21 protein-coding genes are annotated in these 16,825 nt (G+C 37.3%); 18 read left to right on the top strand and 3 right to left on the bottom strand.

The window, feature by feature from the left end:
• Positions 1-97: 97 nt before the first annotated feature.
• Genes C8P65_RS05980 through C8P65_RS05970 form a run of 3 tightly spaced genes read left to right on the top strand, consistent with a single transcriptional unit; the run spans position 98 to position 1,805 of the window.
• Positions 98-856, top strand: coding sequence for a ParA family protein (locus C8P65_RS05980; RefSeq protein ID WP_107782025.1), 759 nt, complete (start codon positions 98-100; stop codon positions 854-856).
• Positions 857-867: 11 nt separating this feature from the next.
• The gene (locus C8P65_RS05975; protein WP_107782024.1) at positions 868-1,251 is read left to right on the top strand and encodes a DUF3408 domain-containing protein; all 384 of its coding nucleotides are present in this window, start codon (positions 868-870) and stop codon (positions 1,249-1,251) included.
• A gap of 2 nt (positions 1,252-1,253) precedes the next feature.
• Positions 1,254-1,805 (top strand): hypothetical protein, encoded by a 552-nt coding sequence (locus C8P65_RS05970; RefSeq protein ID WP_107782023.1) that lies wholly within the window; start codon positions 1,254-1,256, stop codon positions 1,803-1,805.
• 187 nt (positions 1,806-1,992) lie between these two features.
• On the opposite strand, the gene C8P65_RS05965 is transcribed toward C8P65_RS05970, so the two are convergent.
• The 3 genes from C8P65_RS05965 to C8P65_RS05955 all read right to left on the bottom strand — a co-directional run bounded on the left by C8P65_RS05965 (position 1,993) and on the right by C8P65_RS05955 (position 4,194).
• Positions 1,993-2,688, bottom strand: coding sequence for a hypothetical protein (locus tag C8P65_RS05965; protein ID WP_107782022.1), 696 nt, complete (start codon positions 2,686-2,688; stop codon positions 1,993-1,995).
• Positions 2,689-2,786: 98 nt separating this feature from the next.
• On the bottom strand, positions 2,787-3,242 hold the full coding sequence (locus C8P65_RS05960; protein ID WP_107782021.1) for a type II toxin-antitoxin system antitoxin SocA domain-containing protein: 456 nt from the start codon (positions 3,240-3,242) through the stop codon (positions 2,787-2,789).
• Between the two features lies 1 nt (position 3,243).
• Entirely contained in the window at positions 3,244-4,194 is a 951-nt protein-coding gene (locus C8P65_RS05955) for a hypothetical protein (RefSeq protein ID WP_107782020.1), read from the bottom strand.
• Positions 4,195-4,275: 81 nt separating this feature from the next.
• On the opposite strand from C8P65_RS05955, the gene C8P65_RS05950 reads away from it, so the two are divergent.
• From C8P65_RS05950 to C8P65_RS05880, 15 genes are all read left to right on the top strand, one after another.
• A complete protein-coding gene (locus C8P65_RS05950; protein ID WP_107782019.1) occupies positions 4,276-4,578 on the top strand; it encodes a DUF4134 domain-containing protein in 303 nt (100 codons plus the stop codon).
• 4 nt (positions 4,579-4,582) lie between these two features.
• Positions 4,583-4,933, top strand: coding sequence for a DUF4133 domain-containing protein (locus C8P65_RS05945; protein ID WP_009389079.1), 351 nt, complete (start codon positions 4,583-4,585; stop codon positions 4,931-4,933).
• Positions 4,923-7,412, top strand: coding sequence for a TraG family conjugative transposon ATPase (locus C8P65_RS05940; protein ID WP_009389081.1), 2,490 nt, complete (start codon positions 4,923-4,925; stop codon positions 7,410-7,412). Before C8P65_RS05945 ends, C8P65_RS05940 begins: the two co-directional genes overlap by 11 nt.
• Before the next feature lie 40 nt (positions 7,413-7,452).
• A complete protein-coding gene (locus tag C8P65_RS05935) occupies positions 7,453-8,082 on the top strand; it encodes a DUF4141 domain-containing protein (RefSeq protein WP_009389083.1) in 630 nt (209 codons plus the stop codon).
• Between the two features lie 11 nt (positions 8,083-8,093).
• Positions 8,094-9,080, top strand: a complete 987-nt coding sequence (gene traJ / locus C8P65_RS05930) for a conjugative transposon protein TraJ (protein ID WP_009389084.1) — start codon at positions 8,094-8,096, stop codon at positions 9,078-9,080.
• A 28-nt stretch (positions 9,081-9,108) separates the two neighbouring features.
• Entirely contained in the window at positions 9,109-9,732 is a 624-nt protein-coding gene (traK, locus tag C8P65_RS05925) for a conjugative transposon protein TraK (RefSeq protein WP_107782018.1), read from the top strand.
• Complete coding sequence (locus C8P65_RS05920; RefSeq protein WP_107782017.1) at positions 9,729-10,034, top strand: hypothetical protein; 306 nt, start codon at positions 9,729-9,731, stop codon at positions 10,032-10,034. Before traK ends, C8P65_RS05920 begins: the two co-directional genes overlap by 4 nt.
• Complete coding sequence (traM, locus tag C8P65_RS05915; protein WP_107782016.1) at positions 9,997-11,403, top strand: conjugative transposon protein TraM; 1,407 nt, start codon at positions 9,997-9,999, stop codon at positions 11,401-11,403. The genes C8P65_RS05920 and traM overlap by 38 nt, the downstream gene beginning before the upstream one ends.
• A 101-nt stretch (positions 11,404-11,504) precedes the next feature.
• Positions 11,505-12,416: a conjugative transposon protein TraN gene (traN, locus tag C8P65_RS05910; protein ID WP_106098286.1), complete on the top strand. Its 912-nt coding sequence runs from the start codon at positions 11,505-11,507 to the stop codon at positions 12,414-12,416.
• Between the two features lie 5 nt (positions 12,417-12,421).
• On the top strand, positions 12,422-12,991 hold the full coding sequence (locus tag C8P65_RS05905) for a conjugal transfer protein TraO (RefSeq protein WP_245887344.1): 570 nt from the start codon (positions 12,422-12,424) through the stop codon (positions 12,989-12,991).
• A gap of 19 nt (positions 12,992-13,010) precedes the next feature.
• On the top strand, positions 13,011-13,442 hold the full coding sequence (locus tag C8P65_RS05900) for a TraQ conjugal transfer family protein (RefSeq protein WP_107782014.1): 432 nt from the start codon (positions 13,011-13,013) through the stop codon (positions 13,440-13,442).
• Between the two features lie 96 nt (positions 13,443-13,538).
• Positions 13,539-15,677, top strand: a complete 2,139-nt coding sequence (locus tag C8P65_RS05895) for a PHP domain-containing protein (RefSeq protein WP_107782013.1) — start codon at positions 13,539-13,541, stop codon at positions 15,675-15,677.
• A gap of 2 nt (positions 15,678-15,679) precedes the next feature.
• A complete protein-coding gene (locus C8P65_RS05890) occupies positions 15,680-15,979 on the top strand; it encodes a hypothetical protein (RefSeq protein ID WP_107782012.1) in 300 nt (99 codons plus the stop codon).
• Positions 15,980-16,065: 86 nt separating this feature from the next.
• A complete protein-coding gene (locus C8P65_RS05885; RefSeq protein ID WP_016419923.1) occupies positions 16,066-16,350 on the top strand; it encodes a helix-turn-helix domain-containing protein in 285 nt (94 codons plus the stop codon).
• The gene (locus C8P65_RS05880) at positions 16,347-16,628 is read left to right on the top strand and encodes a helix-turn-helix domain-containing protein (protein WP_009750747.1); all 282 of its coding nucleotides are present in this window, start codon (positions 16,347-16,349) and stop codon (positions 16,626-16,628) included. Before C8P65_RS05885 ends, C8P65_RS05880 begins: the two co-directional genes overlap by 4 nt.
• Positions 16,629-16,825: the final 197 nt, after the last annotated feature.

Genomic DNA, 16,825 nt, shown 5'->3' with positions numbered 1-16,825 from the left:
TAGTTACAGAGATAATTACTTAAATACAGATAGTTGTATTTGAATAGCTATGCACTTATATACTTACTGAATTACAAACATATTTAAACACATATATATGACATCAACGACAAAATTCATTAGCTTTTCTACCCAGAAAGGAGGGGTAGGGAAAAGTACCTTTACCACCTTAGTAGCCAGCTTGCTACATTACCGAATGGGCTACAATGTAGCAGTGATGGATTGTGATTATCCACAATACAGCCTACACCGAATGCGAGAACAAGACCTCAAAACAGTGATGAACAATGAGCATTTTAAGAAAGCTGCTCATAGACAGTTTAGTGAGCTAAACAAAAAGGCATATCCCATAATACAATGTAAGCCTAATGAAGCCCTTGAAAAGGCACAACAGCTCATTGCAGAGACACCTTTTCCTATAGAGGTTATCCTTTTTGATATGCCAGGGACAGTAAACACCGCAGGAATATTGACCCTGCTAGCACAAATGCATCACATTTTCTCTCCTATCACTGCCGATAGAGTGGTGATTGAAAGTACTTTGAGTTTTACTGAGGTACTTTCCAATATCATCGCTAAGAATACTGAAAGTACTATTAAAAGCGTACATTTGTTTTGGAATCAGGTAGATGGAAGAGAGAAGTCACCTTTGTATAAGATTTATGAGCAAGTGATCGCTGATTTAGGTTTGAACCTGATGCAAGCCTACATATCTGATAGCAAGCGTTTCAGAAAAGACGGCACAGAAAACCAGCGATTGGTATTCCGTTCTACCTTAATGCCTGCTGATGAGAAGTTGATGAGCGGTTGTCATTTGGACGACTTTATCGATGAGTTGGTACAGATTATTCAATAAACCCTAAAGATATGAAGACAGTAAAACCTATAGACGAAAACGAACTAATGGAGCTAATGGCAGGCAAGCAATCCACGCCTGCCCCTGCCATTGCTACAGCTCCGATAGAGACAGAGAAAGCACCCCAGAAACCAGCTCCTACCAAGAAGAAAAAGGCAGAACTCTATGAGTATGAAAGTTATTTTTTTGAGCAGGGAGAGACTTCAGCAAGGGAAGGAAAATCGGTGTATATACGCCCTGAGTTTCACCAGCGAATAGCCCGTATTGTACAGGTGATAGGAGAAGACAAGATCAGTCTGTACAACTATTTGGACAATGTACTTAAAGCGCATTTCGAGCAGTACCAAGAGGAAATTACACAGAGTTTTGAACAGAAATACAAACCTATATTTTAACAATGGAAAAGATTATCATTTTACTGCTTATCGTGGTCATTTTGTTGTTGCTATCGGACAAAATGCCTATAACACATTCTAAAAAGAGAGCTCCCAAACCTAAGGCTACTCCTATACCCAAAACAGCTCCTTCAACTTCGGTAATGGGGGAAAGTAGGTTTGTGCCTCCTGCAAAGGTAGTCACTACAGCTATCCCCTTAACAGAAAAAGAGCAACAGGATATTCTGACAGAATGGGAAGAGGAACCTACCATAGACCTTGAAGATGAAGAAGAGGATTTGCGCAGTTATCGCACAGAGGCAGAGGATAATGATTTTGCCACAGGGCTTTCATTTGAGGACTTGGAAAAGGTAGCTACTTTCCTCTCTGAGGATAAAGAAGGAGTTACCACCGAGAACATAGAGCTACTGCAAAAAGTAGTGGGTACCAGCCTATTAGAAGCCATAGAAAAAGCCTTACCCCAAGCTACTCTTAAAGTGAGTGCGCTCTTGGAGAAGGCGTTGCCTAAAACCGTGGAAAGTAAAACGGAGTTTGATATTAGGGAGTTTGTGTGAGGAGGAGTACCTAATAAAATATACTATTTTTATATGTCCTATCCTGCCTCCTGCATATCAAATTCTACTATCTTTTTATAATATGAATCAAGGGTTGAAAAATAATTATCTCTGATTTACAACATTATAGTCACTTTTGTCTTGCATCTTTCCCGTTTAAAGAAGGTTGAAGGGATATTAAAGCAATTCACTCCTTGGTTGGTTTATTAATTTCATATTCCTCTAACAAATCTATAAGTCCATTGATAGACAGATAATTTGTAAACAGATTGAAATAAATTTCTCTAATGCTACAAATAAGATCTGTGACTATATAACATATAAACGGGATGAATAGTATTGTATATGTTATTATGTCTAAAGGATTGTTTCCTACAAGCTCATAAAATCTATTACATGCAGATGAAAATATAACTAGTGCTATAGCTGAAAATATAGAAGAGCTTATAATAAAAGGAGCTTTTTCTTTTTCCGATTTCTTGTTTAAGATAACAATTATATCCTTTATCTTGCTTAATGGAATTTTTTTATCGCTAAAATATTTTTCTAACTCAGAAAAGAAATACTTCTTTATCTCTTGACGATTTAATGAGCAGCATTTTTTCTCTACAACAAACTTTTCATCCATTTTTTTCATTGTGTTAAAAATTAGTTTTCTAGTAAAAAAAATGAAAAATAATACGTCAAAAAGAATTATTATTGCAAAAATAATATAACTATAAAAATTATCTAATCCAAACATATATTTGACACCTATAGGGATTATAGCAATCAAAAGATATATAATAGGTATAACATAATAATGTACCTTATATTTCTTTTTCATAAGACCTCTTGTTGTAAGGTTTTCTTTGTAAAAAGTGATAAAATCAGATATATTCATTATTGTAAGATTTTAAGAGTTAAGTTTGTTTTTTCAATAAGACAAAATTAATTTTCTTTTTAGAGTTTTTGATATTAGGGAATTTGTGTGAGGATTTTTTAGTCTCTCCCTTTATACAGTTTAGCTAATTTTACAAAATTTATAATTTGGTTTTCCTTTGTATTTATAATTGCATAGGTAGAACTTACTATGTTATTTAAATCATAAAATTCTAAATCCTTACAATGTTCTATCACAAAATCAATAGTCTCTTTAGTTTTTTCCTTTTCAAAGTTAATTATTTTTTCACTGTTCAGGAAATAAATTATATTTTGATAATCCTCTGTTATCCTAATAGTAAAATTAGAGGAGGCATCAAAAATATTGTACAAATTTTTGCATATAGGTTTATTACCTTTTATAATCCATTCCAAATCTGTTAACTTTTCAAAATATTTAATAGAGTACTTCCATTCTATTAAATATAACAACAAGATTACTCTTGAATAAGATAATTCATTACTTTTAGGATAGTTTCTATATAAATAAATCAAGATGTTAATTACTCGTTCCATACTAAAAATCTAGTTTCTTTGCATTAGACAATTTTGGAAGTTTCCAATTCATTTTTTCAATAAATGCTATTAATCTCTTTTCTTCTTCTTCTATGATAGTATTTAGTTTATCTTTTTCAAATGCTCTTTCATTAATACTTTCTATTACAATAATAGAACTCCTATGTATACCATTAATATTATTAAATGCTCTCATATAAAAACTTCTACTTTTCATTGTTATTTGTTTGAGAGTTTTATCACTTATTGTACAGATTGTTTTGATATACTCGAAATATTTTTTTTTCTCTTTTGGTTTCATTGTTTCTTTATAATCAGGGATACCATCTATTATAAAAACCTCACCATTATCCCAAGCTTTAGCAATTAATCCCTCTTTAGTATATAAATTTCTATTCCTTTTATTGTAACTTGGATTTGAAGCATACCTCCCTATTATAAGAAAACTTTCGTCCTCTTCCTCATATTTATACAAACTTATTCTATCATTGTCATTTAGTTTTAATTTAAAAAAGAGGCTTGAAAGGTAAATATCAAATATTTCGTAATAAGAATTATGAATTTCTTGTGTTTTATTCTCTAATAATTGTATTTTTTCAGATAAAAGTGCGTTTTCTTCATCCTTTTCTTTAATTTTTTCTTCTAATTCTATATTTTTTTTATTCCTTTTTCCCTTAATAACAATAGACCATATTATTAATCCTAATAATAACAGCGAAATTATTATATTTTTCTGTATTGATATCTTTCCAAAGTATATGGGTGAGTCTATGGTCAATAAATATCCCCACCATCCAATTCCTAATGCTATTAACGAGTCTAATATATGTACCCAATTGTTATGTATAAATTTTACTATAAAGTATATATTCGTTTTTTCAAAACTCATAAAGTCTCTAATTATCAAAATTCCACCCCGCAAAATTACAAAAACTTTTCCATATACAGCCATATGAAGCCAAAAACTTCCACCCTTTTCCTCCTTACCTCTTTCTCCCCCTACCTTTGCCCCAAATTAAAAAAAACACATTTTATGAAATCACTCAGCAAAAGCCTGCTTTCAGCAGCATTTTTATGTATTAGCAGCCTTGCCTTAGCGCAGGGCAATGGTGTAGGAGGTATCAACGAAGCTACCCGTATGGTTACCTCGTATTTTGACCCTGCTACCAAGCTCATCTATGCCATAGGGGCTGTGGTGGGACTCATCGGTGGGGTGAAGGTATATAACAAGTTTAGTAGCGGCGACCCCGATACCAGCAAAACGGCTGCCAGTTGGTTTGGGGCTTGTATTTTCCTAATTGTAGCGGCTACGATCTTACGTTCGTTCTTCTTATAAACTTATGGAGACAAAAAACAGCTATTCTATCAACAAAGGCATCGGCAGAAGTGTAGAGTTCAAAGGACTCAAAGCGCAGTACCTCTTCATCTTTGCAGGGGGACTGCTCTCGGTGCTCATCTTGGTGATGATCCTCTACACGGTAGGAATCAATTCTTTTGTATGCTTGGGGGTAGGCGTTAGTATGGTCAGCCTTGTGGTTTGGCAGACTTTTTCACTAAACCAAAAATACGGTGAACACGGCCTGATGAAACAAGCAGCTCGCAAACGCCACCCCAAATACCTACGTCACCAAAGATCGCCACGCCAATTTATTCGTTACCCTAAACCTAAAACAACCCTCAATGAGAAATAGTTCTAAAATCAACACCTTAGAGAGTAAGTTTCCTATTCTTGCCATAGAACAAGACTGCTTGCTCACCAAAGAAGCCGACATCAGCGTCGGCTTTGAGGTACAGCTTCCAGAGCTCTTTACCATTTCGGGTGAGGACTATGAGATACTCCACTCACTTTGGCATAAGGCTATCAAAGTATTGCCACAGTATACTGTTATCCACAAACAGGACTGGTTTATCAAGGAACAATACGAGCCTGAACTGCAAGGAGAGAATCTGAGTTTTCTCTCTCATTCGTACGAAAAGCATTTTAACGAACGTCCGTTCTTAAATCACAGATGCTACCTGTTCATCACCCAAACCACCAAAAACCGAATGAGAGCCCAAAGCAACTTTTCCTCCCTTTGCAAAGGAAACTTTTTGCCTAAGGAGCTCACTAACCGAGAACACGCCACTCAATTTTTGGAAGCGGTAGCGCAGTTAGAGCGTATTTTAAACGACTCTAACCTGATAAAGCTCCGTCAGCTCAAAACAGAGGACTATATAGGCACTCCACACAAAAAGGGACTCTTTGAGCAATATCTCAGTCTTTCCACTGATGAGAAAGAGAGCCTGCAAGATATATGCCTCTCTGCCGAGCAAATGCGCATTGGCAACCAAAGACTCTGTGTGCATACCTTATCAGATACAGAAGATTTGCCTTCTAAGGTACAAGCCGATAGCCGTTACGAGCGACTCTCTACCGATAAGAGCGATTGCCGTTTGTCCTTTGCAGCTCCTGTGGGCTTGCTACTGAGTTGTAACCATATTTACAACCAATATCTGTTCTTGGACAATTCCGATGAAAATCTCAGACAGTTTGAGAAATCAGCACGCAATATGCACTCGCTTTCAAGATACAGCCGTAGCAATCAAATCAACAAAGAATGGATAGAGCAATACCTCAATGAGGCACACTCTTATGGACTTTCCTCTATCAGAGCACACTTTAATGTGATGGCGTGGTCGGACAACCCACAAGAGCTTAGGAGCATTAAAAACGATGTGGGTAGCGCTTTGGCTTCAATGGAGTGCAAGCCTCGCCATAACACCATTGATACGGCAACTCTCTATTGGGCAGGTATAGCTGGCAATGCAGCCGACTTCCCCAGTGAAGAGACTTTCTATACTTTTATAGAGCCCGCTTTGTGCTTTTTCACTCAGGAGACCAACTATCAAAGTTCTTCCAGTCCTTTCGGCATTAAGATGGCCGATAGGCTCACAGGCAAGCCTATCCATTTGGATATCTCCGATGAGCCTATGAAAAAAGGGATTATCACCAACCGTAATAAGTTCGTCTTAGGACCTTCGGGGAGTGGCAAATCCTTCTTCACGAACCACTTAGTGAGGCAGTATTACGAACAAGGTACACATATCGTTTTAGTAGATACAGGGAACTCCTACCAAGGGGTCTGTGAGCTTATTCACCACAAGACCAAAGGCAAGGATGGGATTTACTTTACTTATACCGAAGACAATCCCATTGCTTTTAACCCTTTCTACACTGATGATGGAGTGTTTGACATTGAAAAGCGAGAGAGTATCAAAACACTGATACTCACCCTTTGGAAGCGAGACAATGAACCTCCTACACGTGCGGAAGAGGTAGCCCTTTCCAATGCAGTGAACCTTTACCTGCAATTGGTAAAAGACAATCCCTCGCACACACCCTCTTTCAATGGCTTTTATGAGTATATCAAGAATGACTACCGAGCCATACTACAAGAGAAGCAGGTAAGAGAAAAGGACTTTGACTTGGCTAACTTCCTCAATGTGTTAGAGCCTTATTACAAAGGAGGGGAATACGACTATCTGCTCAATTCCGATAAGGAATTAGACCTGCTTTCCAAACGCTTTATTGTCTTTGAAATTGATGCGATTAAAGACCACCCGATACTCTTTCCTGTGGTTACTATCATCATTATGGAGGTGTTTATCAACAAGATGAGACGCCTGAAGGGTATTCGCAAGATGATTCTCATCGAAGAAGCGTGGAAAGCGATTGCCAAAGAAGGAATGGCGGAGTACATCAAGTACCTATTCAAAACTGTGCGTAAGTTCTTTGGTGAGGCAGTGATTGTAACCCAAGAGGTAGATGATATTATCCATTCACCTATCGTGAAGGAATCTATCATCAATAACTCCGATTGCAAGATATTGCTCGACCAGCGTAAGTATATGAACAAGTTCGATGCTATCCAAGCGATGTTAGGACTTACCGAGAAAGAGAAGTCGCAAATCCTATCTATCAATCTCTCCAACGACTCTCGTCGCAAATACAAAGAAGTGTGGATAGGCTTAGGAGGCACACACTCTGCGGTATATGCCACAGAGGTAAGCCGAGAAGAATACTTTGCCTACACCACCGAAGAGAGCGAAAAACACCAAGTGATGGAACTCTCCGAGAAGTTAGACGGCAATTTAGAAAAAGCCATCGTACAAATGGCTAATGGACTGTAATAAACTAATAATCATACGTAAATCATAATAATTAAAGTCAATGAAGAAAATGTTATTAACGGGGCTTTTTGCTATAGCTATGCTGGCAAGCCCAAAACTAAGTGCACAATGGGTAGTAACTGACCCGACTAATTTTGCTCAGAGCATTATCAACACTACCCAGCAGATAGTGCAAACCTCCTCAACAGCTAAGAATATGCTCAACAATTTCCGAGAGGTAGAAAAGCTCTACAACCAAGGCAAGGAGTATTACGATGCTCTGAAAAAGGTAAATAACTTGGTAAAAGATGCCCGCAAAGTACAAGAAACGGTGCTACTGGTGGGCGACATCTCCAAGATGTATGTGACCAACTTCAAGAAGATGAGTCAAGACCCTAACTTCTCCTCTCAAGAGTTGTCTGCTATTGCCAATGGCTACTCCAAGCTCTTGGGTGAAAGTTCTAAACTGCTCAAAGACCTGCAACAAATCGTCAATAGTTCTTCGCTATCGATGAACGACAAAGAGCGTATGGACATTATCGACAAGGTGCACAAGGAAGTGAAAGAGTACTATAACTTAGTACGCTACTACACCCAGAAAAACATCTCGGTAAGCTACCTACGTGCTAAGAAGCAAAACGATGCGCAAAAGGTACTCTCACTCTATGGAACAGAACTCAAATACTGGTAAAAAACTGATAAATGGAAAATCTACACCAAATACTTCGTACTTTATACGATGAGATGATGCCCCTAACAGCTCAGATGTCTGCCATAGCCAAAGGCTTGGCAGGCTTAGGGGCACTGTTCTATGTGGCAATGCGTATATGGCAAGCCTTAGCTCGTGCCGAACCTGTGGATGTGTATCCCTTGCTCCGTCCCTTTGCCATAGGGCTGTGTGTGATATTTTTCCCTACTCTGGTGTTAGGAACAATGAATACAGTGTTAAGCCCTGTGGTAACAGGTACCCATAGCATCTTAGAAGGACAAACGCTCGATTTGCACAAACTACAAGAGCAAAAAGACCGATTAGAGCGAGAAGCACAATTGCGCAACCCCGAAACTGCCTATCTCGTCTCAGATGAAGAGTTTGACAAAAAGATTGATGAATTAGGTTGGATGCCCGAAGATATGGCTGTAATGGCAGGAATGTATATTGAAAGAGGGATGTATGACCTCAAGCAAAGCATCCGATCGTGGTTTCGTGAACTACTCGAAATGCTCTTTCAAGCAGCCGCTTTAGTGATTGACACTATACGCACTTTCTTTCTTGTGGTGATGTCTATCTTAGGACCTATAGCCTTTGCTATTTCGGTATGGGATGGATTTCAATCTACCTTACTACAATGGGTTACCCGCTATGTAAGTGTCTATCTATGGCTTCCTGTATCCGATTTGTTCAGTGCTATTTTAGCACGTATCCAATCCCTTATATTACAAAGAGATATTGAGCAACTCTCTGACCCAAGTTTCATTCCTGATACTACCAACACAGCCTACATTATCTTTATGGTCATTGGTATCATAGGCTATTTTACCATTCCTACTGTGGCAGGTTGGATCATACAAGCAGGAGGTATGGGTAATTATGGTAGAAATGTAAACCAAGCTACCTCCAATGCAGGTAATATAGCAGGTGCAGGAGCTGGCTCTCTTTCAGGTAATATTACAGGTAGGTTAATGAAGTAAAAACAAGTCTAATTGAATACTAAAATTAATGGAATTTAAAATCTTTAGAAACATCGAAAACGGATTCAAGCAAATCCGTATGTATGCCATAGCCTTTGCTGTGCTCTGCTCAGGCGTGAGTATCTTCGCTGTAGGCTATGCCTATTACTTTGCCGAGAAACAGCGCGAGAAAATCTATGTGTTAGACAATGGTAAATCACTAATGCTGGCACTCTCTCAAGATGAAAAAATCAATCGCCCTGTCGAGGCTAAAGAACACGTGCGCAGGTTTCACGAACTCTTCTTCAACTTAGCCCCCGATAAAAAAGCAATTGAAGACAATACTAAACGTGCCTTCTTTATGGCTGATAAATCTGCCTTTAACTACTATAAAGATTTGGCTGAAAAAGGCTATTACAACCGCATCATCTCTGGTAATATCCTCCAACGGGTAGTCATTGATAGCGTGCACTGTAACTTTAATAGCTATCCTTATCAGGTAGAAACCTTTGCCAAGCAGTTCATCACCCGCGCCAGCAACATCACCGAAAGGAGTCTTATTACCTCCTGCAGGTTGATTAACTCCGTGCGTTCTGATAACAACCCTCAAGGGTTTATCATCGAACAGTTCAATGTAATAGAAAACAAAGACCTTAGAACCGTAGAGAGATGATAGGCAAAATCCAAAGAGAGATACATTCTCTAAAAAAGCAAACCCAAAGCTATTGTCAGGGACTTTCACCCTCACAAAGAAAACGCTTGGTACTCTTAGCCTTTGCAGTCTACTCGCTACTTACTCTTTTTATACTATGGCACGCTTACCAAGAGTACCACCAAGGCGAAGCCCCTGCCATACAGCATATTGACAACAAGGCTATTGTACCTACAGAGGGAAATACCCCAAAAAAGGATTCGTTAATTTTTAAACAACTTAATAATGGAAAAGAACACACCCCTTCCAGAGCAAAACGGTAATATCCCTGCCTCAGATAAGGCTAACGCTCCTTCTTCTACACCGAGTTTCTTGGTCAGTGAAGAAGAGGAAAAAGCCCTCCAAGAGCGCAATGAGGAAAAAGCCCTTGCTAAAAAACAACAACTCAAGAAAATTGTCATCTATGCCCTAATGGGGATAATCTTCCTCGCTTGTATGTATCTGCTTTTTGGTGGCGGAAGTGAGCAAGAGCAAACACAAGTAGGTATCAATGAGGCAATACCACAAGCTACCGAAACCCTCTTGCCTTCTGATAAGGAAAAAGCCTATGAAGAAGCCCTCTTAGAAGAAAAAGAAGCTGATAAAAAAGCCTCTCTCAATGCGCTGTCAGACTATTGGCAAGAAGACGAAGGCGAGGAATATCCCGAAGCTATCGAGGAGGAAGAAGAACCTACTCCGCGTTATCGCAAGGCTACCCCTAATGCCTTTGAGCGTTCCGCTCAGTCTTATCGCGATATTCACCAGACTTTAGGCAGTTTCTACCAAGACAATAGTGCTTACGAGGAGCAACAAAGACTCAAAGAAGAGATAGCCTCGCTCAAGTCTCAACTCTCCAATAAGCAAGACCCTACCTCTGTAGATGCCCAAATGGCATTGATGGAAAAGTCTTATGAAATGGCTTCAAGATATTTGCCTAAAGGACAACAAAACCCTTCAATGATGGGGGGCGCAGGCTCGCAAGAGGGCGAGGGAAACAATAGTAGCGAAGCTGACAATGCAGAACAGAGTAAAAACATTGCTCCTGTTTATACCCCAGAGGAAAAGGTCGTCAGTCGTTTGCCCCGCAAGCAGTCCGAGAAGGAGGCACTGCAAGAATGGGTAAAGGAGCAACAGACCGCTTTTTTCAATGGCGAGAGTTTTAAGCCACAAGGTAGTATTCTAAAGAATAGCATTCGCGCTTGTACACATATCGAACAGCTATTAGGAGAAAACTCAAGGGTGCAGCTAAGACTTTTAGAGCCTATACGAGTAGCAGGCATACTCATTCCCAAAGGAGAACTGCTTACAGCCTCTGCTAAAGTGAGTGGAGATAGATTGTTACTCACCGTAAAATCCTTAGAATACAAGGGCAAAGTAATTCCTGTCTCTATAGCTGCCTACGACATCGATGGGCAACAAGGGTTATACCTGCCCGCTTCTTCCGATGCCAATGCCTTTAGAGAGATAGCAGCAGGAATGAGCAAAAGCTCAGGGAGTAGCTTTACCTTTAGCTCTTCCGCCAAAGACCAAATTGTCTCTGAGCTGAGCAAGGGGGTCGTGCAAGGAGGTACGTCCTATCTTTCTAAAAAGATTGCACAGCCTTCCATAAGGGTTAAAGCAGGTTATCAGCTCCTACTCATCTCTAAGAAATAGCCTTTCAGACAAACCCATAAACACACAACAAAGCACAAAGCACAAAACAACACAATTATTTATTTTTCAACCTATTAAACACACTTAATATCATTTTATTTATGCGTAAATTACACTTATTATTATCGGTAACAATGCTTACTGTTACCGTGCAAGCCCAGAATGAGGCAAAGGAAAACACAGCTCTCAGTACTGAGAAAAAGGAACTTTTAGCACAATCAGGAAAGGTAGTGCCTTATCCTTTGCAGGTGGCTTATGATCAAACAACCCATCTTATCTTTCCTGCTTCTATCCGCTATGTGGATTTAGGCAGTGAAAACTTAGTAGCCGACAAGGTGAAAGATGCCGAGAATGTACTAAGGGTAAAGGCAGCTAAAACAGACTTTACCGATAGCACCAACCTATCGGTTATCACTCAAGACGGAGGCTTTTATAGCTTTGAGGTGAGTTATCACACCACACCACAACCTCTTACCATTGATTTTGGTAGAGGAATGCCCCAAGGCAACAATGTGAAATCGGATATTCTCTTTTCTGACACAGGCTGGGAATCACCTGCGGTAGCACAGATTATTATGTCGTCTATCTACCATCAGAAGAAGAATTACATCAAGCATATAGGTTCGGAGAATGCAGGTATACAATGGCTACTAAAAGGTATCTATGTACACAATAGCAAACTCTATGTAGACGTACAATTGTCCAATCGTTCTAACCTGCCTTTTGAAGTAGATTTTATCACTTTTAAAATCATTGATAAGAAGACCACCAAAAAGAGCATTGTACAAGAAGTGCCTGTTGAGCCCTTGCGTGTATACCAACCTATATCGCTACTAAAGGCTCATAAAGAAGCCCGCTCGGTGTATATGTTAGACCAACTCACCCTCTCTGATGACAAGGTTTTGCGGGTAGAAATCTTTGAAAAAAACGGCTCTCGCTACCAATCGTTCCTCATCACCAACGAGGAGATTATAGCCGCTCGCCCTATTGAACAGTTTAACCTTAAATTCTAATGCCAATGCTAAGAATTATCACTTGTATTTGTCTGTGCTTTTTAGGAGGCTCCATTGCCCAAGCACAGCGATTGTTACCCAAGCAAAAAGGTATCTCGCTCTCTTGGGTCGCACCCGCAGAGGCTTTTACCTCCTCCTTTTCTGATGATTTTGGGGTGCAGTTGGGCTATAGTATCAATGCTAAAAGGGGTAACTACAAGCATTTTGCTCTTGAATATCAAAGGCGATTATACCCTTACAAGAGTCTGAATATACCCGTTGAGAGGTATATAGGTGCAGGAGGTTATAGCTTTGCCTTAGTCAGTGACAGCAGTAAAACGGTAGCTTTGAACTTAGGAGCAGAAGCTCTTTTGGGCTATGAGGTAGTCAATCACAGCAAAAGCCTCCTTCCTGATGGGGCTTTGCTAAAGAATGAAAATAATTTTCTCTATGGTGCACAAGTAGGTTTGCAGGTAGAGACTTACCTAAGTGATCATTTTTTAGTGCTTTGCTCTGGCAAGGTAGCAGCTCTATGGGGAAGTTCCTTTGAGCTACTGCGCCCCTGTGCTACTGTAGGACTGCGTTATATGTTTTAACCTTTAAAAAGACAATACGATGAAGAAAATAAATCAGAAAATTGTAATAGGACTCATCGCAATGCTATGTGTGAGCCTATTCACCTCTTGTAAAAAAGAGTTGGACGTACAACAAAATTTTCCTTTTGAGGTAAAGGTATTGCCTGTGCCTAAAAACATAGGTAAAACCGATACCGTAGAAATACGTTGTGAGTTGCGCTCTCCTTACCAGTACGATGAGAACCGCTATTTTATTCGTTACTTTCAGTATGAGGGAAAAGGTAGTTTGCGTACCTCTCCACAAGGAGAAGCTCTGTTTGCCAATGATGTTTATCCACTTGCCTCCAAAGGAGCGTTTAGGCTTTACTACACTTCTGCTTCAGAAGCTAACCAGTCTTTCTCCATTTGGATAAGCGACTCCTTCGGCAATGAACAAAAACTGGATTTTGAGTTTAATGTGAAAAAAGAGTAAAAAGAAAAATCCCGTTAATTCGGGATTTTTTTCTTGCAAATATTTGTACACAATAATTTTTTTTGTATTTTTGCCTAAATTTATACTAGTTGAAAAATGAAGATAGATATACATACTCATACAAAAAAAATAAAACAAGGAGACGCTGAGACAAGAAATATACAAACAGAAAAGTTTATTGAAATTATAAAAAGTACCGAAGTAAAAATTTTAGCTATAACAAATCATAACCATTTTGACAAGCAGCAGTTCTTAAGTTTTTCAGAGGGAGTTAAAGAGCATTGTCAAATATGGCCAGGAATAGAGCTTGATGTATTTGAAAATAATAAAAGAGCTCATTTAATAGTCATTTGCAATCCTAATAACTATGAAAAATTTGATCATATTCTATCTAATATTTTGAAAGGACAAAACCCTGATACATTTGCTATATCCATTCAAGATGTTGTTGATAATTTTGACTCATTGGATTGTATATATATAGCCCATTATTTTGCTAAAAAACCTAATTTAGGAGATGAAGAGATTAACAAATTACAGGAATTAATTTCTAATAAGAAACGTGTTTTGAAAGAAGCTACAAATTCTATTTCAGCAGGGATATACATAAGTCATGGACACAATTCCATTTATGGTTCTGATGTTCAGAATTGGGATAATTATATCAAAGACTCTGTCAACCTTCCTGATTTAAGGTTACCCGTTGAATCTTTTGAACAATTTTGTTTACTTCTTGAAAAAGATGAATCTACAATTAATACAATTTTAAATAAGAAAATAAAGGAAAATATACAAATTAATCCTTTTAATGTTGCAGAATTAATCTCTTTAGATATATATAATGATATAAATATCATTTTCGGTTCAAAAGGAACTGGAAAAACAGAGATATTAGACGCCTTATCAAAGTATTTTAATGAAAAAGGTCATAAAACATCTGTTTATAAATCTAACAACAATCATTTAGATGATGTATTTGATATTAAAGGCAATAAGATTTCTTGTAAAGTAGAAGAATTTGGGATAGAAGATTGTGAGAATGAAATTAAATTCTTAAAAGAAGTGTCTGAGAAAGAAGTAACAAGTTTAGCAAAATATATGCAGCATTATTCTTTTCAAGAAACTAATAGAATATCACAGAATTTAAAAATAAGAAATATTGAAATACAAGACACGAAGGAAGCAGAAGGGAGCATAGAAGAAATTTTTGGTTTTTTGGACTATTTCAAAAATATTAAGAAATATGCTATAGAGAATTTTTCCTTAGAAAAATATATTGACAGAAATTTGTTAGATGCTTTTGTTCAAAATATAGAAAGTATAATACTTCAGTTAAGAAATAATATGGAAAGTCAATATTTTAAATACAAAAATATTACTCTCCTGAATCAAATAATTACAGTGTTTTTAACAGAAATTTCTAAAAAGACAGGTATTCCTCAAAAACCAACTTCTACAGGATTTCTTGAATATGCAAGAAATAGGATAAAAATAGAGTATTCCACAAATATCATAATTAGAAATATTTCTATTCAGATAAAACCAAAAATAGAATATATTGGTAGTTTAGGAGAAAAAGGAGACTTATATTGCCAAACAAACTTAAAAATTCAAAATGGCACTATAAATGATAGTAGTTACACACCTATACAAGATATAAAAAAAAATCCCCAAAAAGATTTTGCAAAGAATATTTATAATATCCAAAGAAACATTTATACAAATGATTTGTTTTCTAAAATAAGTTCACTTAATGAAATAGAAGGTATTGAGAATATAAGAAGTTTGAATGATTTACTTTTAAAGAATAGACATTTTATATTAAAAGGTGAAAATTACACTCCTTCAACAGGAGAATCGTCAATGATTCTTCTTCATAAAGAACTTTCAGAAGAAAAAGATATATATTTAATAGATGAACCAGAAAAGAGTTTAGGGAATGATTATATCAATGATGTTATAGTTCCTCTAATACAAGAAAAAGCCTTACTGGGAAAAAAAGTAATTATAGCTACTCATGATGCAAATATAGCTGTAAGAACTCTTCCTTATAATTCTATTTATAGACTACATGAAGGAGGACAGTATTTTACTATGGTAGGTAATCCTTTTACAAATAAATTAAAATGTATATATGGTTCAAGAGAAGAAATGGACTGGAAAGAGATTAGCATGAAAACACTAGAAGGAGGCAGAAATGCTTTCGGAGAAAGAGGAAAAATTTACGGAAATTAGATATGGAAATTAAACAAGCAACAATTAAAAGAGAAGAGAAACGAACTATCTTAGTGTTAGACATAAATGGCAATCCACAGCATATAGTTTTAACAGAAGATAATCCTAATAACATTAAATCTGCTTTTAATGTTTTGTTAAAAGAATTAAAGAATGGAGAATTTAATTTTACTCTTGATGATGATAAAGAAGACTTATATCACCATATTTCTGTGGAATACATAACACAGCTTAATAGAGAATTATCTATTATCTACAAAGATCTTTCAAATTATGATTTGTTAGTAAAAAGTGAAGATTAAAAGCCAAAATCCTCCTTTCTCTTCCAAAACAAGCCTACTTCTAAAAGTGGGCTTGTTTTGTTTTACCTTTGCGCAAAATAATGCAAATGGAAGTAGTAGTTATAGAAAAATCTGTTTTTGAACAGATACAAAAAGATGTACAGCAACTCAACAATTCTCTGCAAGTGGTAATGGATACTTATAAAGGGATTTGGCAAAAAGAAAAGTGGTTGGACTCTCAGGAGGTTTGTCTGCTTTTGGGCATTAGTAAGCGTGCCTTGCAGTATTACAAAGACCAAAAACTCTTGCCTTTCTCGTGCATCCACCGCAAGAACTATTTTAAGCGTAGTGATGTAGAACAGCTTTTAACCTCTAACCTTCAAACCCGATGAACTTACTCACAGAGACACACCAGGAACTAAGCTCTTACCTAAGTCAGCTTGAAAACCTTAAACAGCAAATGGACTTTATCCTTAAAAACTTCCGTCCAGTATTTGACGGCGAGGTATTTCTATCAGGGAAGGAGGTCTGTGAGCTGCTACATATCACCAAAAGAACCCTACAGCAATACCGTGATGATGGGCTATTTCCTTATATCCAAATTGGTGGTAAAATTCTCTTTAAACAAAGTGATATTCTAAAGATTTTGGAGGCTAACTATAAGAAATAGCTCCTCTTTTTATCTTTAATAGCTATCTTATAAGATTTCTCTTTATCCTAAACTAACAAAAAATCTATCTGTAAGGTCTTTCTTTTGCTTCTTTTCTTTCTCAAAGAAAAGAAGGTCGTGAGCCACGACAGGCAATTAATAGCACTGACAAGCAGTTATAAAAACACCTCTTAGAAATACTCTAAGAGGTGTTTTTA

The organism is Capnocytophaga leadbetteri (assembly GCF_003054025.1).
GTDB classification, from domain to species: domain Bacteria; phylum Bacteroidota; class Bacteroidia; order Flavobacteriales; family Flavobacteriaceae; genus Capnocytophaga; species Capnocytophaga leadbetteri.
The sequence above is the reverse complement of the archived record's forward strand: the minus strand, read 5'-3'. Positions and strand labels throughout refer to the sequence as shown.